The sequence below is a fragment of the Actinomadura sp. NPDC000600 genome (assembly GCF_040492135.1).
Taxonomy (GTDB): Bacteria; Actinomycetota; Actinomycetes; order Streptosporangiales; family Streptosporangiaceae; genus Spirillospora.
Genome location: NZ_JBEUPD010000002.1, coordinates 436,889 through 461,095 on the forward strand (window position 1 = coordinate 436,889; position 24,207 = coordinate 461,095).

Annotated in this window: 20 protein-coding genes and 1 pseudogene; 13 read left to right on the forward strand and 8 right to left on the reverse strand. The window is 68.8% G+C overall.

The window, feature by feature from the left end; translation table 11 throughout:
* Window positions 1–31: 31 nt before the first annotated feature.
* Complete coding sequence (locus ABWI07_RS04840) at window positions 32–505, forward strand: MmyB family transcriptional regulator (RefSeq protein ID WP_353817770.1); 474 nt, start codon at window positions 32–34, stop codon at window positions 503–505.
* 105 nt (window positions 506–610) lie between these two features.
* Window positions 611–790 (forward strand): hypothetical protein, encoded by a 180-nt coding sequence (locus tag ABWI07_RS04845; RefSeq protein WP_235037090.1) that lies wholly within the window; start codon window positions 611–613, stop codon window positions 788–790.
* Window positions 791–925: 135 nt separating this feature from the next.
* On the opposite strand, the gene ABWI07_RS04850 is transcribed toward ABWI07_RS04845, so the two are convergent.
* Entirely contained in the window at window positions 926–1,495 is a 570-nt protein-coding gene (locus ABWI07_RS04850) for a TIGR03086 family metal-binding protein (RefSeq protein ID WP_353817734.1), read from the reverse strand.
* Between the two features lie 65 nt (window positions 1,496–1,560).
* Here ABWI07_RS04850 and ABWI07_RS04855 point away from each other — a divergent pair, with 65 nt between their 5' ends.
* The 3 genes from ABWI07_RS04855 to ABWI07_RS04865 all read left to right on the forward strand — a co-directional run bounded on the left by ABWI07_RS04855 (window position 1,561) and on the right by ABWI07_RS04865 (window position 3,425).
* Window positions 1,561–2,304 carry a DUF6597 domain-containing transcriptional factor gene (locus tag ABWI07_RS04855; protein WP_353817735.1) on the forward strand — a complete coding sequence of 248 codons (744 nt, stop codon included), beginning with the start codon at window positions 1,561–1,563 and terminating at the stop codon, window positions 2,302–2,304.
* A gap of 257 nt (window positions 2,305–2,561) precedes the next feature.
* Window positions 2,562–2,960 carry a hypothetical protein gene (locus ABWI07_RS04860; RefSeq protein ID WP_353817736.1) on the forward strand — a complete coding sequence of 133 codons (399 nt, stop codon included), beginning with the start codon at window positions 2,562–2,564 and terminating at the stop codon, window positions 2,958–2,960.
* 21 nt (window positions 2,961–2,981) lie between these two features.
* Entirely contained in the window at window positions 2,982–3,425 is a 444-nt protein-coding gene (locus tag ABWI07_RS04865) for a carboxypeptidase-like regulatory domain-containing protein (protein ID WP_149261716.1), read from the forward strand.
* A gap of 707 nt (window positions 3,426–4,132) precedes the next feature.
* Here the strand turns inward: ABWI07_RS04865 and ABWI07_RS04870 are convergent.
* From ABWI07_RS04870 to ABWI07_RS04890, 5 genes are all read right to left on the reverse strand, one after another.
* A complete protein-coding gene (locus ABWI07_RS04870) occupies window positions 4,133–5,410 on the reverse strand; it encodes a vWA domain-containing protein (RefSeq protein WP_502912786.1) in 1,278 nt (425 codons plus the stop codon).
* A 47-nt stretch (window positions 5,411–5,457) separates the two neighbouring features.
* Complete coding sequence (locus tag ABWI07_RS04875; RefSeq protein WP_353817737.1) at window positions 5,458–6,759, reverse strand: AAA family ATPase; 1,302 nt, start codon at window positions 6,757–6,759, stop codon at window positions 5,458–5,460.
* Between the two features lie 74 nt (window positions 6,760–6,833).
* Complete coding sequence (locus ABWI07_RS04880) at window positions 6,834–8,243, reverse strand: hypothetical protein (RefSeq protein ID WP_353817738.1); 1,410 nt, start codon at window positions 8,241–8,243, stop codon at window positions 6,834–6,836.
* A 1,095-nt stretch (window positions 8,244–9,338) separates the two neighbouring features.
* Entirely contained in the window at window positions 9,339–11,792 is a 2,454-nt protein-coding gene (locus ABWI07_RS04885) for an ABC transporter permease (protein ID WP_353817739.1), read from the reverse strand.
* Window positions 11,779–12,570 (reverse strand): ABC transporter ATP-binding protein, encoded by a 792-nt coding sequence (locus ABWI07_RS04890; protein WP_353817740.1) that lies wholly within the window; start codon window positions 12,568–12,570, stop codon window positions 11,779–11,781. The genes ABWI07_RS04885 and ABWI07_RS04890 overlap by 14 nt, the downstream gene beginning before the upstream one ends.
* A 435-nt stretch (window positions 12,571–13,005) precedes the next feature.
* Between ABWI07_RS04890 and ABWI07_RS04895 the strand changes: the two genes are divergently transcribed.
* The 8 genes and pseudogenes from ABWI07_RS04895 to ABWI07_RS04930 all read left to right on the forward strand — a co-directional run bounded on the left by ABWI07_RS04895 (window position 13,006) and on the right by ABWI07_RS04930 (window position 21,632).
* Window positions 13,006–13,296 carry a hypothetical protein gene (locus tag ABWI07_RS04895; RefSeq protein ID WP_353817741.1) on the forward strand — a complete coding sequence of 97 codons (291 nt, stop codon included), beginning with the start codon at window positions 13,006–13,008 and terminating at the stop codon, window positions 13,294–13,296.
* Window positions 13,293–13,883 (forward strand): RNA polymerase sigma factor, encoded by a 591-nt coding sequence (locus ABWI07_RS04900; protein WP_353817742.1) that lies wholly within the window; start codon window positions 13,293–13,295, stop codon window positions 13,881–13,883. The genes ABWI07_RS04895 and ABWI07_RS04900 overlap by 4 nt, the downstream gene beginning before the upstream one ends.
* A 371-nt stretch (window positions 13,884–14,254) precedes the next feature.
* Window positions 14,255–14,668 (forward strand): annotated as a pseudogene (locus ABWI07_RS04905) (heat shock protein transcriptional repressor HspR); the annotation flags it as partial.
* A gap of 792 nt (window positions 14,669–15,460) precedes the next feature.
* Window positions 15,461–16,357 carry an RNA polymerase sigma-70 factor gene (locus tag ABWI07_RS04910; RefSeq protein ID WP_353817743.1) on the forward strand — a complete coding sequence of 299 codons (897 nt, stop codon included), beginning with the start codon at window positions 15,461–15,463 and terminating at the stop codon, window positions 16,355–16,357.
* Window positions 16,358–16,657: 300 nt separating this feature from the next.
* Complete coding sequence (locus tag ABWI07_RS04915) at window positions 16,658–18,181, forward strand: MFS transporter (RefSeq protein ID WP_353817744.1); 1,524 nt, start codon at window positions 16,658–16,660, stop codon at window positions 18,179–18,181.
* 424 nt (window positions 18,182–18,605) lie between these two features.
* On the forward strand, window positions 18,606–19,946 hold the full coding sequence (qcrB, locus tag ABWI07_RS04920; RefSeq protein WP_353817772.1) for a cytochrome bc1 complex cytochrome b subunit: 1,341 nt from the start codon (window positions 18,606–18,608) through the stop codon (window positions 19,944–19,946).
* Window positions 19,947–20,502: 556 nt separating this feature from the next.
* Entirely contained in the window at window positions 20,503–21,057 is a 555-nt protein-coding gene (locus ABWI07_RS04925) for a sigma factor-like helix-turn-helix DNA-binding protein (protein ID WP_353817745.1), read from the forward strand.
* A gap of 188 nt (window positions 21,058–21,245) precedes the next feature.
* Window positions 21,246–21,632, forward strand: coding sequence for a DoxX family protein (locus ABWI07_RS04930; protein ID WP_353817746.1), 387 nt, complete (start codon window positions 21,246–21,248; stop codon window positions 21,630–21,632).
* 20 nt (window positions 21,633–21,652) lie between these two features.
* On the opposite strand, the gene ABWI07_RS04935 is transcribed toward ABWI07_RS04930, so the two are convergent.
* Both ABWI07_RS04935 and ABWI07_RS04940 read right to left on the reverse strand, forming a co-directional pair.
* Window positions 21,653–21,817 (reverse strand): hypothetical protein, encoded by a 165-nt coding sequence (locus tag ABWI07_RS04935; RefSeq protein WP_160161034.1) that lies wholly within the window; start codon window positions 21,815–21,817, stop codon window positions 21,653–21,655.
* A 158-nt stretch (window positions 21,818–21,975) separates the two neighbouring features.
* On the reverse strand, window positions 21,976–24,057 hold the full coding sequence (locus ABWI07_RS04940) for a phosphocholine-specific phospholipase C (RefSeq protein WP_353817747.1): 2,082 nt from the start codon (window positions 24,055–24,057) through the stop codon (window positions 21,976–21,978).
* Window positions 24,058–24,207: the final 150 nt, after the last annotated feature.

Sequence of the window (24,207 nt, forward strand, 5' to 3'; positions counted from 1 at the left end):
GCCCCGCAAACCCGAGCGGGCCGGCGAGGGCATCCGCGCCCTCATCGACACGTGGCCACTCACCCCGGCGTACATCCACGGCAAGTACATGGACGTACTCGCCGCCAACAGCCTCGCCATCGCCCTCTCACCGTTCAACGCCCCGGGCCGCAACGGCATTCTCGCGGCTTTCCTGGAACCTGAGATGCGGGAGCTCCATCAGGACTGGGAGGGCATGACCGCCCGGGTCGTCCCTTATCTGCGTTCCATCGCCGGCGTGGACATCGACGACCCGCGCCTGGTCGAGATCCTCGGTGAGCCGTCCCTGCGCAGCTCGCCAGCATGCATGCCCCCGATACACCACCTGCAACCGCCCGACCCGTCCCCCGGCGCACCACGCCGTGACCACCCGCTGCCAGTCGGGGGATCGAGCGGGTTGTGCACGGTCGGGTCGTCGAGAGACGTTCCGGTGGTGGGCAGGGCGTCGTCGAGAGCAGGGCGGCCGCGCGAGACGTTGGTGACATGACACACCCGGCCCGACTTGCTTAACTATGGACGATCTTGTCGTTACTGTCGTACCCCAGGGTCGGCGAAGCGGTCACCGGAGGTGGCGATGAGGTCAGGACGGTGGATGCTCGTCGCCTGGCTGATCATAGGAGCGCTCGCCGCGGGGCAGCGCCACTACTACGCCCAGTTTGACGGCAGCTGCGCCAAAATCGCCACGATCGGAATCACCTGGGCATCCGGTCCGCTCAACTACATCGGTCTCAACCCCACCGCCAACTGCAAGGTTCCCCAGCCGAGCGCATGACATGGCGGGCTCTACGACCGCGTCATCGTGAGGCCTTCTGACGGCATCTTGAACGCAGCCGGTGGCCTCGACATGGACTCCCGCCTCCACCTCCCGCCACCGTCCCGGGCCGGCGCGGCGCGGCGGACGGTGTGACTACGCCCAGGCGGGATCGCGGCCGGTCAGGCCGAGGATGCGGTCCAAGGCGGGTGCGTCGGCCGGCACCGCGACCTCCGGTCCGTACATGCCCATCTCCCGCCCCTGGTCCACGCTGGCGAACACCGTGTCATGCAGATGCGTCAGCAGGTCGGCGGGCAGTTCCAGCCGCTGCCCGGTCGCGACCGCCAGGTCCCAGCCGTGCATGGCCAGCTCGCCGACGATCATGTCGCCCAGGACGGGCGCGGGGAGCGTCTGCGGTGTGCCCATGCTCGTCTCGCCCTCCCAGGCGCTCGGCGGCGCCCACGACGACGTGATGTCGTCCAGCAGGGCGAGCAGGCGGCCGCGCCAGTCGCCGGCCGCCAGGTCCACCTCGGACTCGGCGCCCGCCGGCTGCGGAACGGACTCCTTGCGGCCGCCGCCGGCGAGCGACGGGCCCCAGAACAGGAGGTGGTTGACCAGTGCCCGCACGTCGTACTCCGTGCACGGAGTCTTGTTGGCGAGCTGGTCGTCGGTGATGGTGCGGGCGACTGCGGCCATGGCCTCGGCAGCGTTGGACAGATGCGACATGGGCAGCGAGGCTAGGCGGCCCGGGCGGGAGGGGTATTGGACAAAGGCGACATACACTCTGCCGTGTGGAGCGGGACGTTCGTGAGCTGCGGGGTGCGTGGACCAGGTATCAGCGCCACACGTTCCACAGCCCGTCGCCGGCGCTCGCGCCATGGGTGGAGCGGTACTGGGAGGCTCGCTGGGACTACGCCGAGCCCTACCGGCAGAAGATCGTGCCGTACCCGAACGTCCACCTGTCGTTCGGCGGCGGCCGCGCGGATGTCAACGGCGTGTGCAGCGGCTACCAGATCAAGGTCCTCGAGGGTCGCGCTCATGTCTTCGGCGTCGCGTTCCGGCCGGGCTGCTTCCGCCCGTTCCTCGGTGCCTCCGTCTCGACGATCACCGACCGCATCGTCCCGGCGACCGAGGTGTTCGGCCCGGACCTGCCCACGACGCTCGACGTGCCGACCGTGGAAGCCTTCCTGCTGAGACACCTGCCGGACGACGACCCCCGGGTGCGCCAGGCGGCGGCCGCGGTCGAGTTGATCGCCAAGGACAAGGCCGTGACCAGGGTCGAGCACCTCGCCGGCGAGCTGAAGCTGAGCGTGCGGGGGCTGCAACGGCTGTTCGCGGAGTACGTCGGCATCGTGCCCAAGTGGGTGATCCGCCGCTACCGCCTGCGCGAGGTGACCGCACGCATGGCCGCCGGCGGGGCGATCGACTGGGCCGCGCTGGCGGCAGACCTCGGCTACGCCGACCAGGGCCACTTCATCCGCGACTTCAAGGGCATGTTCGGCGAGCAACCGACCAGGTACGCGCAGCGGTATTAGGATTCCGGGGCCGGGACCGCCCCGGCGATTTTGGAGACTCGCATCGTCGGCTCTCAGCCGGTCCGGCGCGCATTCACCTCACCTGTATCCATGAACACGCCTGTGTCAGACGTTCACTCCTGAGGCCGGACCCAGCCCAGCGTTTCGCCTCGAAGAGATCCGAGCGACCTGCACGACCGCCTGGCCGAGGCCGAACGCGAAGGCCGGCTCGGCCATCACCCGCCGCGATGACACAGGTGGTCGCTAAGGTCCGGCGCATGGCTACTCGTCCCACCGAATACTGGCGCGATGTCGCCGAAGAAGCCCGGCAGGTCGCCGCGGGTGAGCTCGACGCCGAGGATGCGTCGACAGCAGAGCTCTTCCCGGAAGACATGCTCATCCGCACTGACGAAGTCCTGCAGCCCTTTGAGCGCGAACTCGCCGCCCTGATCGATCCAACCGACGAGGAGATCTTCGCCGTCATCCAGCACGTGGTGCTCGCCCTCAACAAGGTGAACGAGGACTACGATGGCGCCGCTTACGAGACCGACGAACGCGAACAGCTATGCGAGTACATTGAAAATTCGCTCACTGACAACGGCATCGACGTTGACGCCTTCGCCGGACGCCATGGCCTGACCCGCCATGAGATCACAGACGAATGGCGCGACTGGTAACAGCGCACGGCCAAGGCGGCGTTGTTCACGGTGGCCGGCGGTGACGTCATCAAGACCGAGGTGCGGCTGGACGGGACGGGATCCATCGCCGGTACCGTCACCGACGCCCGCACCGGCAAGGCTGTCGAGGACGTGTGCGCCTGGGTGCTGCCTGCCGGCCCATCCGGCCCGGAAGCACGGGGCAGGAACTGCACCGACTCCGGCGGGCGCTACACCATCGACGGCCTCGGCCCCTACGACTGGCGTGTCCAGTACCCGGACTTCCGCGGCCGCTATGCGTGGCAATGGTCCGGTGACGCCCCCGACCGCTTCGCCGCCCGGCCGATCAGGGTCCAGGCCGGAGGCACGGTGACCGCCGATGCCCGGTTGCCGGAGAGCGGCAAGCTGAGCGGCAAGGTCATCGGCTCGGTGGTTCCCAACGAGTATGTGAGCTCGGTCGTCCATTCGTCCGTGTCGAACCGCTGACCCCCGTAATGCGCGGTGTTGGTCACGCGCGCATTGAGGACCGCGGTATCACCCTAGATCCGGGTCCTGGCCTCGCCGACGCCTGCGCTACGTCGCCAGGATTTACTGGCTAGGATCGATGCCTGGCCCAGCGGGAAGGCCTCCCTCCGGGGCGGCGCCTGACAGCCGACCCCCCAGCCGCCCCGCCGAGAAAGGAACCCAATGCCATCAGCAGCGCCGACGCTCGTTGAGATCCTCATCCTGATCGGAGTGGTCGCCGTCATCTTCTCGGCAGGCACGGTCTTCTTCAAGTACACCGCCAAGCGTCGCCAAGGAAAGTGACGCTCTGACTGGGACGCCATCGCCCTCTGGTCCCGGCGCTCCGGGGGGTGGGGCGATGACACCTTCTCAGATCACGCGCCCGGCGTTATCGCTTTGTTTCCGAGGGAAGGTCTGCGCCGATTCTTTGGGGCCGCCCTTGAGCCGCCATGGGGACGAAGCGGGGAAGACGTGGTGGCGGACAAGCCTGGCACTCTCACGTTTGCCCTGGTCAGAGGTTGGGTCGCGTGGGACTCGAACCCACGCATGGCGTCCGTCCTCAGAACCCACCCGTCCTCGACCACCGACCGCAACGGCTCGTACCAGTCTGAGGTGGACACGTCGGCGATGAACCCGCCTCCGAGCACCCGGCTCGCATCGGGGCTGAACATCGGCGTCATCGCGCTTCCTCAGCTGATCGTGACAACGCGGGCCCAGTGCGGCGGGTTGTTCGGGGCATAGTCGGGGTCTTCCTCGTCCACTGCGCTCGCCGGGCGAGGAAAGAGACCCACCACGGTGCGGCAAGGGGGCTGCTCGGCGGGCCAGGGGGTCTGGCCGTCCGTCAGGGCGACGATCACGTCCGGGCGGGGCCGGGAGCGGAGCGCCCGGGTGAAACCCGAGCGCAGATCCGTTCCTCCGCCACCGATCAGCTCGACGTTCTCAGCTCGGCAAAGAGGAACGGCGACCCCGGCCGCCGCGTCGCAGGAGATCACCGACACCAGGTCGCGCCGTCCGCCCACCGCCCGCGAGATCGCCACCACCTCCAGCAGCGCGCTGCCCAGTTCGGCGTCGCTGACCGATCCGGATGTGTCGATCACCACGCAGACCTGGGGCGGTTTACGGCGCAGGCTCGGCAGGAGCACGCCGGGGACGGCGGCCGCGCGCCGGGATGGACGCCGATAGCTGTGATCTTCTCCTGCCCCAGAGGCTCCCGCTGCCGAGTGGACCGCCGCCCCCAGCAACTGCCGCCACGGCTGAGGCGGATGGAACGCCTCGTCCGCCCAGCGGCGCCAGCCTTCCGGCGCGTCGCCCGGCCGGCCCTTGATTCCCTCGGCGACCCGGAAGCGCACCGCGTCCCGCTGCTGTCTGCTCAGGCCGTGTGCCCCGTCGGGCCCCAACTCCCACGGACGGCCCTGTCCGTCGGCTCCGCTGCCGCAGTCCAGCCAGGCCAGGTCCGGCGTGAGCCCGGATAGAGAGGTCGTCCGCAGGTACTCCTCCATGAGCATCCCGTCGGGCAGCCTCAGCATCGACGGCAGGACCGCCCCGGCGGGCAGGGGAAGACCGTCACCGTAGATGTCGTCGTTGATCTCGAAGTCGGCGGCGATGTTCCGCCGCAGCCGCTCGCCCGGCCCGTTCTGCCCGTGCTCTTTCGCGTACCGATCCCCCCGCCCGTGATGGTCTCGCAGCAGATGGGAGACCTCGTGCACCCAGACGCCTGCCAGCTCCTCCACCGGGGTGCGCGCGACGAAGCCGGGGGAGACATAGCAGCGCCAGTGCGCATCCACCGCCATCGTCGGCACTGAACGGTCCTCAACGACGTGCAGCGCGAAGAGCGCGCTCGCCAGATAGGGACGGACCCTTACCGCGTGCAGTCGAGCGGCCAGCAACTTCTCCAGGTCCAGCGGAAGGCCAGGCGGTCCATACGGCTCCTCGGAGCCGGCCGGGCGTGCCGGGACGGCGGCCCGCACTCGGCGCGGCGGTGCGGGCCGGGCCATCGGGAACTTCGAGGTCCTCGTCATCGGCCCACCCCCGCCGTACGCTCGGCATCAGCCGACCCCGTGGCACGCAGTACCGACTGATCGGCCCGCTGGGCGATACCGATCACTCCGGCCAGCCGTTCCACCGACTCCGGCACTTCCCAGTCGTCACGCCGCAGCGAGGCCAAGACCATTGCCGGTGTGACCAGCAGGTCAGCGGCACCGGTCTCCAGCGCCCGGACCAGTACCGTCCAGCCCGCCTCCCAGCGCTCCCGCTGTGGCCGTGCACCCACGGCGGCCACTACCGCCTCCAAGGTCGCCTGACGTAGATCTCCCCGCATCGGCAGCTCGGCGGATGCGGGATCGGCCAGCAGCGACTCGGGGTCCGGCAGGTCCATCCGGTCCAGATGGGCGAGAAGTTCGAGCCCTGGCCCGTCCCCCACCGCGCCCCGTACCAGCAACGCCAGCACCTCCCGGGAGACGGACGCCGCCGTGCCGAAGGCCAGCAGTGTCAGCGCGGCCTCCCAGCTCCGGGGTGACGGCCAGGCACCGCCGCGTCGTGTCTCAGTGCTCGGCAGCCGGTGGATCAGTGTCGGCCGTGCCCGCAGGAATCCGCAGACCGCTCGCCGGGCGTACGCCACCGCCTCCGGTAGCTCCTCCGGCACCAGCCGGGGCAGCTGTGCCCGGGGCCAGACCCCGCCCAGCCCGCGCACCACTGTGTCCTGGTCATGGACCCAGTTCAGGTGCACGAATCGATTGGCCAGCGGTGGGCTGAGCTCCCATCCGTCCGCTGCCGATGCGCGCGGATTGGCGGCGGCCACGATCCGTATCGCCGGCGGCAGTTGCAATGCACCGACTCTGCGCTCCAGAACGACTCTGAGCAACGCTGCCTGGACGGCCGGAGTGGCGGTGGAGAGTTCGTCCAGGAAGAGCAATCCCCGTCCGGTGCGTACGAGGTCCACTGCCCACTGCGGCGGCGCCATGGGCACTCCTTGCGTCGCCGCATCATCGCCGACGATGGGCAACCCGGAGAAGTCCGTCGGCTCGTGGACGCTGGCGATCACGGTCGTCAGCGGCAGGTCGAGCGACGCGGCGAGCTGCGTCAGAGCTGCGGTCTTGCCGATGCCCGGTTCGCCCCACAGCAGCACGGGCAGGTCGGCTGCCACGGCCAGGGTGAGCGCTTCGAGCTGCTCGGAGGGACGTGTCTCGGTTGTGGTGGCTCGCAGCAGGGCCAGGAGGTCGTCAGCGAGAACGAGTTGCGGGTCGGTTCCGGATGCGTCGGTGGACATCCCGGTCGTCAGGACCGAGCTGGGCGGAAGGGCGCTGGAGATCAAGAGCATCACCTGGGGGTAGTCGAAATGGACGGCATGGCCGGGCCAGGCCGTGCGGAATTCGCGGCGCGGGCGCGGGACGGTCAGCTTGCCCGTGCCGGACTGGTACGGAGTCGCGCCCGACTGCGTTGTGCGGGGCGCGTTGCGGGAGCGTGTACGGGGCGCAGCCCGGAGCGGAAGAGCCCGTCATCGAGACGGCGGGCCGCAGACGACTCCAGCGCCTCTCGCAGCGGCCCGTCGCGGAGGACTGCACCAGGACCGAGCAGGCCTTCGACCACGGCCAGCGCGCCGGAGACATCGCCGTGGCCGAGCCGCTCCCGGACGGCGGGCAGTGCCTGTGGGGCGCGGTGCACCGCGTCGATCGCGCGAAGGCACGGCAGCGCGGGGCCACCGAGTGCCACCAGCAACTCCTCCCGGCGCAGTTGTGCCGGGTCGTGGTCGACCGCCGTCAGTACCCCGTCCCGCAGCGCGATTCGGTGGACGTCGCCCCGGCACTCCACGCTGTGGGGGTCGCCGGGCTGATGCTCAGGGCTGGGCGCGGGTTCTGCTCCGTACGCCGACAGCGCTTTGGCCACAAGCGGATGCAGCCGATCGGCAGTGACGAGCCCGGCCCGCAGCAACGCCAGATCCGGAAGGATCCGGGCCGCCGCTTCCGGTAGCACCGGCAGCGCTGCGTACACCTGAGGTGGCAGTGCCCTTCGAAGCGACCGGAACGTCGGGACATGGTGGCCATCGGGGGAGACGAGTTCGAACGCCCTGCGGTCACGTGCGCCGAGCCGCACGGTGAAAATCCCGCTGGAGTCGCCCTCCGCTCCCAGCAACAACTCTGCCTCGGCGGCCCACCGTGCCGACGCCCACGGGTAATCGCTGACGTCGGAGGGATTGGGCCGGACCGGCCCGTTCAGCCGGGCGAGCGGGTGGGGACGGTCGGGGGGTGCCGGGACCGGCGCGGCGTCCGCACCGCAGCGCGACGTCAGTTCGCCGCACCGACTGGAGTCCCACAGATGCCGATGCAGGTCGAGCCGGAAACGCCGGGCGGGATGTGGGTGCGGATGGTGCCTCGGTGCGCCGCCACCGTGCTCGTCCCAGAGGGCCAGGGACATCCGTTGGCCGGCGTCCGCCCAAGCCGGCGGTGTTCGCACCACCAACTGCACCGGCGTGGTGCCAGAACTGCCATAACGGCTGAGGGAGATCGTCAGCCCGGGCCGGAGCCGCCCGTGGGGAGCGATTCGGGGCATGTGCCAGCGAAGCAGATCCGGTGCCAGCCGACGCAGATCCGCTCTGAGGCGGGTGACGAACTCGGTGCCGTAGCGGTCGCGCACGGCGCGCAGACCGAAATCGATGTCGATCCGAGCGGAGGCGCAGGCCCCCGCCCAGTCACCGACCACGCGCCGTGCGGTCGCAGTCTCGATCATGGACAGTGGTACGGCGTACTCACGCACGCGCTGCCACATCAGCAGACGGGCCGGAATGTTCGCGAAGTGGTGTGCCATCAGCACTCACCTTGCGCGAACGATTCCCCCGATCTGTAAGAGGAGTTGTTCTTCATCCCGGACATCATAAGCACCTGAATGTGGATCTGTCAGTCTGGCCGCTGCTCGATCGACTCCATAGAGCCGTCAATCCCTCAGCACATGCGTCCCCTGCCACCCGGTGCCGACCTCGAACACGCCGTCGGACGTCTCCCCGCCGACGTGGCCGGGCAGCGCCCCCCTGGGCTTCCGGATGGCCTGACTTCGCACCTGTCGTGAACGAGATGGGTTCTCCACAGGCGGCGGGGAGGTCGTGGATCTTGCCGGGCATCGCCCCCGAGGTCCACAGGCGTGCCGAGAGCAGCACGACGATCTCCTCGACACAGCGGCAGGCGGGGCCACCGACACCCGGCCCCCCGGCGACCTCGGCGAACGTCTCGTCCTTGCGCAGGTGCACCAGCACCGGCAGAGCCTGCTGGCCCGGGTTCAGCAGCCGCCACCGCGACCTGACCGTCCGGCGGCGGCGCCGGACGATCCCCGGCCACGTAGTTCAGCGTGAAATCCGTCAGCAGGCTCGATGGTGCCGCCTGCGCCGGGATGCGGGCCTGCGGATCCGGTGCCCGCCGCCGAACCGAAACCCGGCATGTGGCTCCGTACCAGTGCCGGGACCCACGTGCAGATCACCGCCACGGGGCGTATCTGAATCGCGTGCTCCAAAGGTGCAGTGCCTCCTGCTCAATGCTGAGACCGACGGCGGTTTTGTAGCCTGTGGAAATTTCAGCGTCTGGGCTTATCCCCGGGATGCGCAGTATGATCCGTCGGGTATCGCGCATGGGGAGCCCAGGCTGATATTTCGTAGTTGAGCGGGTGAGTCGCCTCGTCATGATCGACCCGGCGAGCAGCGCTCGGCCCCGCACGCGCGGAGATGGTCCGCCGATCAGCACGTTCACCCGCGTGCGAATGGGCCGACTTCTCGGACGTTCATCGCCGACTTGCGATGTCAGTCCCCTCGGTGCCGAGGGGGCCGTCCAGTTGACTGACACCTCTCTGCTCGCCGCCGCTCTGACACAGAGAGGTGCCGAAGACCGTACAGCCCCCTTGCTGGTCACCGGTGCGTTACTCGCTTGTGGGTGTGGTCTCGAAGCGTGCGAGGGTGCGCCAGACGGCGACGAAGGCAGCGAGCGCGGCTGTCGCGGTGCATAGTGTGACGATCTGCCAGAGACTGGTCCAGGGCAATGCCAGAGGTGGATGGTCAATGATGCGGCTCAGCGTGACGTGCTGCAGTCCGAGCACCGCTCCCGCGGAGAGGATCGAGACCAAGGTGCCGACGACCACGGCCAGCACTGCCTCGCTGACGACGATGCTGACGATCTGCCGGTAGGTGGCCCCGGTGAGGCTGAGGGCACCCATCTCTCGCCGTCGCGCAGAGACGCTCGTCACGAGGGTGTTGACGAGGGCCAGAAGGGCGTAAGCCATCACGATGCCCAGGATGACGACGTTCGCGAGATGTGAGTCCTCCTTCTCGGCCTGGCTCGCTCGGGCCACGTACGTCGACACAGGCTCGATTCGCATGCCGGCAGCGCGCAGTTCTCTCAACTGCGGTGTCACGCTCTTGCCGGGGAGGGTGCGTAGGAACGCTGTGCCGGGCGTCATGCTTCCTGGGAGCCCGTGGGACACATAGGCCGCACCGCCTCCGAGCACTGAGTCGACAACGGCGGCGACGTGTACGGTGACGCGATGACCGTTGCCGGTCCACGCCACGAGGGGCTGACCGATCCGCAGGTCGGCGGAGGAGGCCAGGTCGTGGCTGACCACGATGGCATCGGCGGGCAGCGCGTCGAGGGAGCCTTGCCGCACTTGTGGTGTCACCACGTCGCCGAGGGCGCTGAGGTCGACGCCTCGCGCGTCGACCGCGTCGAGGACTTCGCCGCCTTTCGTGGCCAGGGTGACGACCTCGTCGGTCACCTCGACGCTCCGGATGCCGCCGGCGTGGCGCAGGGTGGAGACGGCTGGGAGATTGAAGGTACTGCCGAAGTTCGGAGTGGCGACGAAGTCGGCCTCGACCGCGGCGGTGCGCTGGCGGGCGGCCGCGTCACGGCCGACATTCTGCATGCCTATCATCCCGCCGAACATGCCGACGGCGAGGACGACCGGCGTCACGATGGCAGCTACCCTGCGTCCGCCATTGAGGGTGCTCTGCCGCAGCACCAGCGCGAGCGCGCCGAAGCGCATCAGCGGCCAAGTCACCACCCGTGCCACAGGGCGGACCAGCGCCGGCGAAAGAATCGCGAGACCCGCCGCACAAAGGATCGGCACCTCGAAATAGGTTCCGGGATTCGCGGCGCTTGAGGGGCTGATCACGGCGAACACGAGCGCGACCGTGCCGGCGACGATCAGGATCAGGCCACCGAGTATCCACCGCACCGGTGACATAATGCGGGGCGAGGCCATCGTCTCCCGCAGGGCGTCGAGTGGCTGGGCACGAGACGCGCGCCATGAGGCGGCGGCGGAGCCGAGCACCGCCGCTCCGATGCCGACCAGGAACGCGATCATCAACGCCACGGGGTGGAAACCGACGTGGAACCACTCTGGAGCCAGTCGGTTGGCCACCATCCAGGACCGCAGCAGCAGGCTGGCGGGGATTCCGAGCAGGCACCCCAGCAGTGCCGCGGCGGCGCCGACCACCACGGTCTCCGCACGGACCATCCTTCGAATCCGCGCGGGCGAGGCGCCCACCAGACTCAGCAGCGCCAGTTCGCGCGACCGCTGCTCGACGACGAAGGCGAATGTCGCGATCAGGACGAACACCACGACCAAGACCGACAGCCCGGTGGTCATCTGCACTACGGACCGGGCTCTGCCGATACCGCCGACGGTGGCCGGATCCGCCAACCGCCGCAGGTCGCCGGCGAGCACTTCGGCGGTCTCGCTGGACACACGAGCGCGAACCGCGGAGGCCGGCGCCTGGACGGTCACCGCGTTCACAGCCGGGGACAGGCGAGCGGCCTCCGCGTCAGTGAAGAAGACCGCGTCCTCGAACGACTTGCGCCCGGCCGCGCCGACGACGGTGTACCACGCCGTTCCCAGCGGTGTCACCACCCTGACCTTTTCGCCCAGGGGAGTGGAGTCGGTGTCCTCGGCCGTCACGACGATCTGGTGGTCATCGACCGGCCGATGCCCGGAGAGCAGCTTGTAGGAGGCAAGGGACGACGAGGACCATCCGTGCCCTACAGCCTCCATCCCGGGCCCGGCCAGGCTTCGAACGGCGAAGCTGCGATCCACCACGGCCGGGCCGGCGAGCTTTGCCCGATCCACGGTCTCTCGGGGCAGGCCTGCCGGTGCCGGCAACGGCGTCCCGAGGCCGTCGACCGGGACGACGACGCTCTGAGCCGCCGCGAAACGCTGTGGCCCTGGTGAGGGTGTACTCGCGGTCGCCGCCAGGACATGGATGCTGGCGGCCGTGATCAGCGTTCCGACCGCCAGGGCCACGAACGCTCCCACGAAGCTCGACCAGCGCTGCCGCACGCTGGCCAGTCCCAGCTCCCAGGTCAGCCGGTCAACCCCGCGCACCGACGGCTCCTTCCCCGTCGGAACGGGTCGGCCCGTGGCCACCCCGACCATCAGCCCATCGACCGGACTCCAGCAGCGTCATCCGCGCGGCGATCTTCTCCGCGCTCGCACCGACCAGCTCGCCGGCGAGACGTCCGTCGGCGAGGAACGCCACCCGCTGGGCGTGTGCCGCGGCCACGGGGTCGTGCGTCACCATGATCACGGCCGTTCCGCTCTGCGCCACGGTGTCACGCAGCAGGCCGAGGACCTCCCGTGACGAACGGATGTCCAGGGCCCCGGTGGGCTCGTCCGCGAACAGGACCCGAGGGCGGGCGACCAGCGCACGCGCGACCGCCACCCGCTGCTGCTGACCGCCTGAAAGCTGTGTCGGCAGGTGGTCGGCGCGGTCGGCGAGTCCCACACGGTCCAGTGAGCGTGCCACCTGGTCCGGGTCGGGTTTGCGGCCTGCCAGCCGTACCGGCAGCTCCACGTTCTGCTTCGCCGTCAGCGTCGGGATCAGGTTGAACGCTTGGAAGACGAACCCGGTGTGGTCACGCCGCAGCTCGGTCAGGGTCCGCCGTGGCAGACGCGACGGATCCTGGCCGGCCAACCACACCCGGCCGTCGTCCACACGGTCCAACCCGGCGGCACAGTGCAGCAACGTCGACTTGCCGGAGCCCGAGGGCCCCATGATCGCGGTGAACGTCCCGGGCGCGAAGCCGAGCGATACGCCGTTCAGCGCAGCCACCTCGGCATGACCGGCCCCGTAACGGCGAATCACGTTGTCCAGCCGCACCACTACTGGGAGGGCGTCCGCCGGGGCCAGGCCGCCGCGGTTCCGGCGTCTTCCTACAAGGCGCACTGCAACTCGTTTCTCCCGCGTGGTGGGTGCCATTCATCGAGTTCGACGTGTCGGCGAACTTGCGAAGCTCATGTTTCAAGTCTTGAGGTCGGCGACACGCCACGCCATTAGGGAGCACCCCGAGCGATCCCCGATCTTCTCGGTCGTCCTTCTAAGGGTTGTCCCACAACAGCGGGACGCGTGGCCGGTCACGATGCACGAGGCCGACCTGAGCCGACATGGTCGGCAGCGACGGCAGGGTCGTGGCCGGCACCGGCCCAGGCGGCCTATCGGGTCCGCTGCGGGACTGCTCGGGCCGTCAGTGCGGGACCTCTTGATTCTGTGTTCAGCGCGTCGGCCGAACGGTTTTGTGGTTCTGTCCGACGTAAGGGTGTGACGGTACTGAAGCCCGCCGGTGGCGGGGCATGGTGGACAACGATGGTGGGCGGCGGGATGGCTGGGCTCATCTCTTGGCGGGCGGCCGGGATGGTGCTGGCGGTCTTGGCCGTGAGCGGGATCACCCGGATCTTCATCGAATGGCAGCGGCGTCGGACCTTCACGGCATTGGCGGCTGACGCGCCGCACGGCACCGTGATCGTGCAGCAGGACGGCCCTGACGGACAGATGATGAGGGTCACATTGGGCGGGCAGTCTCGTCTCCGGCCATCCGAGGACAGTGGGTGACGGTCCCGATCCCCCCAGAGGTCGCTGATCAAGTGGGGGAACTGTACGTCGAGACCGCATCGGATCTGCTCGGGTATGCCCGCACATTGCCGCAGGTGGATCGGGCGCACGCCGAGGACCTGGTGCACATGGCGTTTCAGGAGGCCGCGCTGTGCTGGCGCAAGCTCGCCGGACGGGACCTCGAAGGTCGACGGCGGTGGCTGTTCACGGTGCTGCGGAACAAGGCGATCGACGAATGGCGTAAGAACAGACGTCAGCACCCCAGTGCCGACCTCGCCGGGTTCGGCCGGCCGGCAGCGGAACCGTTCAATCAGGTTCTGTCCGCGTTGGCGTTGCAGAGGTGCTGGCTGGCCATCGAGCAGATGCCGCCGATGCGGCAGAAGGTCGCCTTCCTGCGTTGGAGCGAGGAGTGGAGTACCGGTGAGATCGCCGAGTGGTTAGGGATCGCTCCTGCTTCGGTGCGCGGGCACCTCAAGGTCGCGCGAGACGGACTGGTCGAGCAGGTGGGGTCCGACATCCCCTTCTTGGACGATCCTGAAGACATCGACGATAGTGGGGACGATCTTGGGAAGGAGGCGGCGTCGTGAGGAAGGAGAACCTCGATCTTCGTGCCGATGACGGAGCCGCTCTCGACGAAATCGAACTCTACGCTGAGCTGCTGTCAGCGGTGGCCCGGGCCGAGAGGCCACTGACGGTCGAAGAGATCGACTCGGTCCTGGGCGTCCATGCGCAACACCCGGAATCGGTGGAGCGCGGGACAGTTTCCGCAGCCGGCCGGGCAGGGAACCATGCCGGGGACCGCGCGGGAGGCCATGTGGAGAGCCTGCGGCGGAGCCCTGGGACTGAGCGCGACATCGCCGTCGCGCCGGCAGATGTGTACCGGCAGGCACAGCAGCAGGCCGCTGCCGAGCGGTCGTCGCATGACATGGGTGCCGGGCTCGAAAGACTCAACCGCTGGATGGGCCACCAGCCCGTGAGTGCCGGCGGTGCGGAAGCCGAATCACCCGGTTCGGACTCGCGGCCCTTCGGGGATGACATCCCTGTCTTCGTGATCTCGGTGGCGGCGCACTTGTCCGGCCTGCACCCTCAAGCGCTCCGCACCTACGACCGGATGGGGCTGGTCTGCCCCGTCCGAACGGCCGGGCGGGCCCGCCGCTACTCGATGCGCGACATCGTGATGCTCCGCGAGATCCAGAGGCTCTCGCAGGAGGAGGGCGTCAACCTGGCCGGCATCAAGCAGATCCTCGAACTGCAGCGCGAAACCGCATGGCTCCATGACGAGCTGGCTAGGCTGACCGCGCTGGTCGAGGAGCTGACCGACGAACTGGAATCCACCCGCGCCGTGGCCGCACGCCTTGCACAGCAGGGGCGCCGAGCATCTCGGGAGACCGCTCGATGATCTCGAGGCGCATACGCTGGGCAGCGATCATGTTGCTCGTGCTCAGCCAGGACGTGAGGCGGCAGCGCGGGTAGCCGGGGGCACGGCCAGTTGCGGTTGTCGGTCAGGCGGCGGTTCGTTAGGGGAGTAGTCGAGCTTCCGAACGACATGGTCTACCTATAGGTGCTGATCCGGCCTCAAGGTTTTCTCCTTGGTCGGTTAGCTTGGCTTCATGTGGTGGCTGGTTCTCGGATTCTTCGGTCTGCTGCTCACATGCGGAGCGGTCTTCGACCGGCGTCTCGCTCGGCGAGGTCATCGGTTCCGAGGCGGTTCCGAGTTGCGGATCGCGGCACGGGAGATCCGCCGAGACATGCGCGCATGGGACAGAGGCTCGCAAGGACACAGTGGGGCTGACCTGTCGTGGACGAAGGAATCGCGTCGTCGGCGCGGGCGATGAGTGGACGCGGTCCTCGGCCTGGTGGGCGCTAGAAGCCTCGCGGGGTGTGGCCGTGAACGATGACGGCGGCGACGAGCAGAGTTCGGGAGTCCAGGGCCGGCGGCGGGGCGGGTGCGGCGGTGGCGGCATGCGGCCGTCGTCGGTCCTGTGAGCATCGAATCGCAGGCGGCTCGCTGTCACAGGCGTTCACCAGCCGGTGTCTTGATGTCGACTGCACTGACCCGTTGGGCCGGGCCCAATGGCCATCTCCGAAAGAGGACCGTGTCGTGGACGCACCGCGTGAGGGTCGTCGGCAGCCAGGGCCGCCGGATAAGGAGAAAGCTCGAGATGTGAGCGAGCACGCCACCGACCCGGAGACCGAGGCGTTCCTCGCCCACCGGAACATGCTGTTCACTGTCGCCTACGAGATGCTCGGATCGGCGGCCGACGCGGAGGACGTCCTGCAGGAGACCTGGCTGCGATGGGTGAAGGTCGACGTGGGGCAGGTGCGCGATCAGCGCGCCTACCTGGTCCAGATCACGACCCGCCAATCGATCAACCGATTGCGCAGCATGAAACGCCGCAAGGAGGCCTACGTCGGGCCCTGGCTGCCCGAACCGCTGCTCACCACGCCGGACGTGGCCGAGAACGTCGAGCTCGCCGAGAGCGTGTCCATGGCGCTGATGCTCGTTCTGGAGACGCTGTCGCCGACCGAACGGGCCGTGTTCGTGCTGCGCGAGGCCTTCGGGCTCGGCTATGACGAGATCGCGGCCGCCGTCGGGAAGACCTCCGCGGCCGTCCGGCAGATCGCGCACCGCGCGCGCAGGCACGTGGGCGCTCGCCGCCCCCGCGAAGCGGTGTTCCCACGCCAGGCCCGGGCGGCCGTGGAAGCGTTCCGGCGGGCGTTGGTCACTCGGGACCTGCAGGCGCTGTTCGATGTGCTCGCCCCCCAGGTCGTGGCCATCAGCGACGGCGGTGGCGTGAAGCAGGCCGCGCCTTATCCGATCGTCGGTGCCGAGAAGGTGGCCCGTTTCATCATTGGGGGCCTGACCAAGACCGATGCCGCTCTCACTGTTGGGCCGACCGTGGTCAACGGCAACCCGGCACTGATTCTGCGTGTGGACGGCGAGTTCGATGGTGTCTTGGCGGTGCGCGTCGAGGACGCCCGCATCACCGGTCTCTACTACGTCCGCAACCCCGACAAGCTGACCCATGTAGAGACCGAGACCCCACTGACCCTGCGATGAACACGGTCGCGGAGCAGGAGCGGGCGCCTCACTGAGGCACCGTCCCTCGGCTGATGCTGCGCCGATCAGGTGACCCGGCAGGCTCCGGTCATCGCCCCCATCCCAGGCGACGGCCATCCGAGGGGTCTGCTCGGCACGGCGGTCGGGTTCCACTTCCCCTTCAGTCGGCGACAGACCGGCCGATCCTGCTTCGGCGTTGATGCCGCATGCCTAATTCGAGAGGAATCCATGAGTACGAAACCTTCACGGGCCGCGCTCTCCGACGGCGGCGGGGACGTGCCGGACGCGCGTCGGCTGCGCGTGATCCTGATCGCCGTCTCGATGGCGCTGATGGCCGTCATCGCTTCGGTGTCCGGGCTGACCGTCGCCCAGACGCAGATGGCCGTCGACTTCGACACCTCGCAGAACACGGTCCTGTGGATCATCAACGTCTACACCCTCACCCTGGCCGCACTACTGCTGCCGCTCGGCGCGATCGGTGACCGCCTGGGCCGCAAGCCCACGCTGATCGCCGGGCTGGCCGTCTTCGGCATCGCGAGCATCGCCGCGGGCCTGGCCCCGACCGCCGAAGTCATGATCGCCGCGCGTGCGGCCGGCGGTGTCGGCGCAGCAACGATCATGCCCATCACCCTGGCCGTCATCACCTCCACCTTCCCCGAGGAGCAGCGCGGGAAAGCGATCGGCGTGTGGACCGGGGTCGCCGGAGGAGGCGGCATCCTGGGCATGTTCCTGTCCGCTCTTCTGGTCGACGTTGCCGACTGGCGCTGGATGTTCGTCCTGCCCGTGGCCCTGGTCGTCATGGCCCTGGCCATGACGTTGAAGTCGGTTCCCAACTCCCGCGAACGCTCCGCTCACGCCTTCGACACCGTCGGCGCACTGGTGTCCGTCGTCGCCGTGGCCGCCCTCACCTTCGTCCTGCAAGAGGGACCCCATCGCGGCTGGACCGCACCCGCGACGCTGATCGGCCTCGCTGCCGGCCTCATCGCCGCGGCCGGTTTCGTGTCCTGGGAGCTGCGCCGCCGGGACGCCTCGCTGCTGGACGTGCGCCTGTTCGGTGAGCGCGGCCTGGCCGGCGGCTCGATCACGCTCCTGGTGGTCTTCGGCGTCCAGTCGGGCATCTTCGTTGTCCTCTTCCCGTTCTTCCAGGCCGTGCTCGGCTGGTCGGCGCTGCTGTCCGCGGCGGCGCTGATGCCCATGGCGGCCGCGATGATGACGGCCTCCGGCCTGGCCCCCAGGGTGGCCGCGCGGGTCGGCTCCCGCCTGACCATGAGCTCGGGAATCGCTTTGACCGGCGTCGGTCTGGCGCTCCTGGCCCTGCTCGTCTCCATCGACGGCGGCTACCTGTCGATCTTGCCCGGCATCGTCGTCATGGGCGTCGGTATGGCCCTCTCCATGGTGCCCTCCACCGAAGCGATCACCCGTTCCCTGCCCCAGGAGAAACAAGGCGTCGCCTCCGCCCTCAACGACGTCACCCGCGAATTCGGCACCGCACTCGGCGTCGCCATGCTCGGTGCGATCCTGACGGCCGGCTACCGCAACGCCATTGACGACAGGCTGGACGGCATCCCGCGGGGGACCGCCGGCACCGCACGCGAGGGCATCGCCAACGCACTCCAGGCCTCGAACAGCGCAGGCTCGCAGGCTCAGACCCTGGTCGACGCCGCTAAGCAGTCCTACCTCGACGGATGGCAGCAGTCCATGTGGGCAGGTGTCGCCCTCATGGGCCTGCTGCTCGTCCACATTACCCTCCGCGGCCCAAAGAACGCCGCCCCCGCGGCCACACCGGATGAGGCAGAGCACACCGAGACCGTCGCCGCCCAGTGACCGCACGAGCGGCCGCTGTCATCCCGAATCCGCAGTTAGTGTTCTTGCAGGTCAGGCATGGGTCTGTGATCCGTGGCGCCTCACTGTCGGAGCTCTGCGCCTTCCGCGTCGGTCGCTCCCCTGGCCTGCTTCTCAGGGGTGTTGAATGATCAGGAACGCTCGGAAATGCGTCCTTTCGGCGGTGGTTCGGCGGGGATGATGGCCGGCGTCGCGCTGGCGCTTCCGATGCCGCGGTCACGCCTCCGGCCGCCATGCCACCAAGATCCGCAACTCGACTCACCGACCGTTGGCCGCCGTCGGCGAATGCGCGGGGGTGTCTTCCTGTCGGTTATGTCACATCTACCGGTTTTCTCTCTTCGGACGTCACATCTGCCGATCTCGGAGCGTCGCATGTGTACCAGAACCAGATCGGGGAGTGAAGCCGATGCACGGACAAGCCCGCTGGGTGGAACGGTGGTCATGGCGGGCACGGACCGATCATTGGTCGTTCCTGTTCGCCCAGCTCGCCATTTGCTCGTTCCTGGTGCTCATCGTCACGGGCGCGTTCCTGACCTTTTTCTTCGACCCCGACATGACGCAGGTCACTTATAACGGCTCGTACGGGCCGCTGCGGGGCGTCCCGGTCAGCGAGGCGTACGCGTCGACGCTGGACATCAGCCTCGACGTGCGCGGCGGACTGCTCATGCGGCAGATTCACCACTGGGCCGCGCTGGTCTTCGTCGCCGCGATCACCCTGCAGCTGCTGAGGCTGTTCTTCACCGGCGCGTTCCGCCGCCCACGCGGCCTCAACTGGCTGATCTGGGTGACCGTGCTGGTGCTGGGCATGGTGACGGCCTGGACCGGCACGATTCTGCCGGACGACATGCTGTCCGGCGGCAGCCTCGGGCTCCTCCAAGGCGTGACCCAAGCGATTCCGCTGGTCGGCACCGGCCTCACGTTCTTGATCTTCGGCGACGAGTTCCCGGGCGAAAAGATCATTCCTCGGCTCTACTGGCTGCACATCCTCGTGCTGCCAGCGGTCCTGGCCGCCCTGTTCGTCCTCCGCCACAGGCTCGTCCGCGAGCACGGCCACACCCGTTTTCCCGGAGCCTTCTCGGGACGCGCGTCGCGCGGCTCAGCGGTGGCGCTTCTGCTGACCACTGGCGGAGTTCTCGCGCTGCTCGGCACGTTCGCGCAGATCAACCCGGTCTGGCAGTACGGCCCGTACAGGCCAGGGGACATCACCGCCGGAGCGGTGCCCGGCTGGTACATGGGCTTCCTGGACGGGGCCGTGCGGATCATGCCGGGCTGGGAACTCAGCGTGGCCGGCCACCCGATCACCCTCGCGGTGCTCGTGCCCGCGCTTCTCATGCCGGGGGCGTTCTTCACCGTCCTGGCGGCCTATCCCTGGATCGAACGGCGGCTTACCGGCGATCGCGGCATTCACCACGTTCTGGAACGTCCCCGCGACGCGGCGACCCGTACGGCAGTGGGCGCGGCCGGCATCGCCTTCTATGGATTGCTGTGGGCCGCGGCCGCCAACGACCAGATCGCACACAACTTCCACCTGTCCTTGTACGACGTCACCTGGTTCTTCCGGGTGGCCGTCTTCACCGGACCGCCGCTCGCCTACGCCGTCACCCGGTCGATCTGCCTCGGGCTGGCCTACAGGGATCAGAAGGAGTCCGAGCACGGCCGCGAGACCGGACGGATCCTGATGAGTCCGGACGGCGGTTTCAGCGAGATTCACGAAGCCCCAGACCGGCCCCGCGAACTGACACATTGACCAAGAGGGGAACCTCCCGAAGCGTAAACGACTCCGCGAGCACGTCGCTCTGATGTTCCGGGGCGCCCCCGACCGTCCTGCCACCGACTCCGGCAACGACGGGGGCGCCGTCGATCCCTGGGACATCATTACCAGCTACGACTGGGCTACCTGAACATCAGACCGCGTCCGGCACCGAGAGAGAGGGCCGGCTGCCGGATCGCCGTTGCCCCGGCCTCTGGTCGAACCGGAAGCTCCTTAGGAGCAGGTGAGACCTGGCCGGGGGCCGCCGTATGCGGCCTCGGGTCGGCCCCAGGCGGGCCTCAGGCATGACCCCCGGCGTCCACCAGGACGACTGTCCGCTCTGGTCAGGGGTGGTGGGTCGGGTGGGGCTCGAACCCACAACCTACGGATGAAAAGCCCGGAGCTCTCGTATCAGAGCAGCGCTCTCCCTGTTGGACAGTGCCAGTCTGTCCACATCCAGCACCATCTCTATGTCGCTAGATGCCCCTCCGTGCCGCCTTGTTTCGAAACCGCCGAGCAGACAACGAGCACCAGAGCGCGTGGCTCCTTGGACATGGGCCGGGGGCCGGCGCGGCAGGACGCGGCCGCGATCGACAATCTGGCCGGCTGGCTGACCACCGTGGTCGGCCGGGTCTGCCTCGATGTGCTGCGTTCGCGCAGGACCCGGGCCGAGCTGTCTTACGAGGACCGGCTACCCGAACTGGTGGTGACCGTGGACGGCGGGGCGGCACCCGAGGACGACGCGATGCTCGCCGAGTCGGTCGGGCTGGCACTGCTGGTGGTGCTCGACACCCTTACGCCCACCGAGCGGCTGGCGTTCGTCCTGCATGACATGTTCGCGGTGCCCTTCGTCGAGATCGGCGAGATCGTCGGCCGGTCCACCGACGCGACCAAGATGCTCGTCAGCCGGGCCCGCCGGAAGGTGCAGGGCACACCGCCGCCGGAGCAGGAGCCGCAGCGGCGGCGCGCCGTGGTCGACGCGTTCCTCACGCGGAGCGGGCCGCGCTGGAACTCACCGAGCAGGGCACCCGTCTCGCCGACTCCAGCGGCGTCACCGACGAGGCGTGGGCGAACGCGGCCAAGCACTTCGACGAGGACCAGCTCATAGCCCTGGTGGCCCTGATCTGCGTGATCAACGCCTTCAACCGGCTGAACGTGATCACCCGGACACCCGGCGGCGAATACCAGCCCGGACAGTTCGGCTGACCGGACATTCAGGCACTCAGGCGGATCTGGGACGACCCCGGGTCCGCCCGTGGCCGCCACCCCCGGACGCTGTGCCAAAGGACAAGACTCATGAACACCGCACTGTGGATCGTCACCGGCCTGCTGACCGCCGTCTACCTGCTGTCCGGGTTCGGGAAGCTGTTCGTCCCGCGCGAGAAGATGGCGGCGATGGCCGACGCCGCGCGCTGGGTCCTCGACTTCAAGCCCGGCATCCTCAAGGCCATCGGAGCACTGGAGATACTCGGTGCCGTGGGCCTGATCCTGCCTGCCGTGCTCGACGTCGCGCCCGTACTCGTACCGCTGGCGGCCACCGGCCTGGTACTGATCATGACCGGCGCCACGATCATGCGGATCCGCCGAGGCGAGACCAAAGCCGCGCTGGGAGACGCGGGGTACCTTGCCTTGGCCGCCTTCGTGGCGATCGGCCGCTTCGCGCTGGAACCCTTCACCGGCTGACCGGCCCGCAACCCGGGCGGTTACGCGGTGACCGGTTCGACCGAGGTGTGGCTGCCCGCCGAGGACTTCCCTCGCGGAGCGATCGTCACCGCCTCCGACGCTCCCGGCTCGTGGATGCAGACCTGGGACCCCGAGTCCCGGTCGCTGTCGATCTCCACACCGCGCACCGGCCGCGAGCACACCATGACGATCACCCCGGCCGCTGATCGATTCCAGTGCGGGGGCCGGAACGGCCGCTTCGGACGAAACCCCGGCAAGCGCCCGACGGCGCGCCCCGATGCGGGCGGAGCCCGCTCACCCGGGGGCAGCGAGTGCCGCCCCCGGGGCCCACGGCCTGCGCGGATCAGCCCGAGATGGACGGTCGGCCGTTCTCCAGGTGACCCATCAGACGGCGCCGGAACGTCTCGTCCTCGGCGGCTCTGATCTGCACGTCGTACCAGCCGTGATCAGTGGTCCAGCGGACGGTCGTCGCTCCGCCGCCGGGGACGGTCACCTCGCGGGTTGCGCCGCCGTAGGCGAGCGCGGTCAAGGAGAACGTCAGAGGGACGCCGCCGGGGTTCTCCACGGTGATCAAGAGTCGGCCGCCGGCGGCGCGGGACCTCACGTGGGCACGGGCCGCCGGGCCCGAGGCCGCGCCCGCGAACTCGCGCCGGAAGCCGTTCGGGCCCGTCAGTGTGAGGTGATAGCGGCCGTTCTTGACCGGGATCCGCTCGATGCGCTTCCCGGCCACGTCGAAATGGCGTGGTGTGCCGAACTCCGCGGCGTACGGGTAGAGCGCGAAGTGCGAGGCTCGTGTGCCCCTCTCGGTCATGGTGATGACGAGCGCGCCGTCGGCGAGGCGCGCGGAGGCGTCGGTCCGGTAGGGCAACGGCCGGGCCGGGCGTGTGCCCGGTTCGGGGACCGGACCTTTCTGGACGATCGGCGGCAGTGCGGGCCAGCGCAGATGGAACTTCGGCGGCGTGCCGGGTTTGGGCACCGGCCGCGGGCGGGCGGTGCCGTCGAAGTCGAAAGCCGAGGTGAGATCACCCGCGACGGTGCGGCGCCAGGCGCTGATATTGGGCTCGCGGACGCCCAGCCAGCGTTCCAGGAAGCGGATCGTCGAGGTGTGGTCGAAGACCTCCGAGCAAACGTAACCGCCGCTCGTCCAGGGCGACACGACGATCATCGGGACCCGAAAGCCCAGCCCGATCGGCTTGCCGTCGTAATACTCGTCGACTGCCTCCGCAGGAGGCAGGGGCGGGGGAACATGGTCGAAATAGCCGTCGTTCTCGTCGAAAAGAAGGAAGACCGCAGTGGACTCCCACACCTCCGGACGGGAGGCGATCGCGTCCAGCACCTGGTAGGTGACGCCCGCGCCCTGGATCGGGCTACCGGAGCCGGGATGCTCGGACTCCGCCGCCGAGGTGACGACGTAGGAGACCTCGGGGAGTTCCCCCGCGAGCACATCGGCCCTGAACGCCGCGCCCAGCGTGCCGCCGTCATTGCGGCGCAGGCCCCGTTCGAACAGGTCGCGCTCGGATGCCGGGAGTGCCGCGGCGCTCTCGTCCAATGCGTCCAGGAGGGCTTTCCGCGCATCAGGTGCGGCCGCGGCGACCGCGCCGTAGAACTCGGTCAGACTCTTATACGGGCCGACGGTCGCCAGAGCCCGGCGCATGATCTGCTTGAACGTGGTGAGGAACTCCAGGGGGTTGTCGGTGAAGTTGTCCCACTCCTGGTACACCTTCCAGGTGCGTCCGGCCTTGGACAGCCGTTCGGCGTAGGAGGTCAGGGCGTAACCAGGATGGCCGGCCTCGTCGTAGGCGTCGTTCTCGACCGCGCGATGCCCGTTCGGCTCATAGCCGATGGTGCCGGTCCAGTGGAAGGTCCGGTTGGGATTGGTCGGCCCGAATACCGAACAATGGTAGGCGTCACAGACCGTGAAGGTGTCGGCCAGTTCGTACTGGAACGGCAGGTCACTGCGGTCGTAGTGGACCATCGTGGGCATCATCTTGGCCGCGATCCACGCGTTGTGCCAGCCGCCGCCGCGCGCTTTCTGGCCGCCCTCCCAGCCGTGGTCGAGCCCGGCGATGTAGTTCACGTCCGTGAACGGCCCGTGGCCGATCGCATCGCGGGCCAGGAACGGCTTCACGTGCCGCAGGAGACCGGGCTGCTCGAAGACTGGGCGGCCGTCGGGCAACTCGATCGCGTTGCGGTCCCCGTAGCCCCGGACGCCGCGCAGCGTCCCGAAGTAGTGGTCGAAGCTGCGGTTCTCCTGCATCAGGAAGACCACATGCTTGATCGCCTCGAGGCCCCCGGGCCTGACCGGACGGGCGAGCGCGGCGTGCACCGAGGGGGGTAGCAGCGAGGCGAACGTGGCACCGCCCACCGCCCCGGCGCCGGAAGCGAGGAATCTGCGGCGGGAGGGGCCAGTGCTACTGGTACTCATGTCGACAAAGGGTGAGTTCCGCCGGTAACGGGACGATGTTGATCGGGTATCCACCAGGCAACAACATGAGAGAGATTCACGTATGTGACCGCCGACCCTCGGCCGCAGGCGGCGGTACGACGGCACCGCGAACGACGCGACCGGCGTTGC

Bases quoted from the DNA above. Each gene is read 5' to 3' on its own strand.
- ABWI07_RS04845 (WP_235037090.1), top strand. From the start codon at position 611: ATGCTCGTCGCCTGGCTGATCATAGGAGCGCTCGCCGCGGGGCAGCGC.
- ABWI07_RS04850 (WP_353817734.1), bottom strand. From the start codon at position 1,495: ATGTCGCATCTGTCCAACGCTGCCGAGGCCATGGCCGCAGTCGCCCGC.
- ABWI07_RS04860 (WP_353817736.1), top strand. From the start codon at position 2,562: ATGGCTACTCGTCCCACCGAATACTGGCGCGATGTCGCCGAAGAAGCC.
- ABWI07_RS04875 (WP_353817737.1), bottom strand. From the start codon at position 6,759: ATGCTCTTGATCTCCAGCGCCCTTCCGCCCAGCTCGGTCCTGACGACC.
- ABWI07_RS04880 (WP_353817738.1), bottom strand. From the start codon at position 8,243: ATGGCACACCACTTCGCGAACATTCCGGCCCGTCTGCTGATGTGGCAG.
- qcrB (WP_353817772.1), top strand. From the start codon at position 18,606: ATGCACGGACAAGCCCGCTGGGTGGAACGGTGGTCATGGCGGGCACGG.
- ABWI07_RS04925 (WP_353817745.1), top strand. From the start codon at position 20,503: ATGGGCCGGGGGCCGGCGCGGCAGGACGCGGCCGCGATCGACAATCTG.
- ABWI07_RS04930 (WP_353817746.1), top strand. From the start codon at position 21,246: ATGAACACCGCACTGTGGATCGTCACCGGCCTGCTGACCGCCGTCTAC.
- ABWI07_RS04935 (WP_160161034.1), bottom strand. From the start codon at position 21,817: ATGGTGTGCTCGCGGCCGGTGCGCGGTGTGGAGATCGACAGCGACCGG.
- ABWI07_RS04940 (WP_353817747.1), bottom strand. From the start codon at position 24,057: ATGAGTACCAGTAGCACTGGCCCCTCCCGCCGCAGATTCCTCGCTTCC.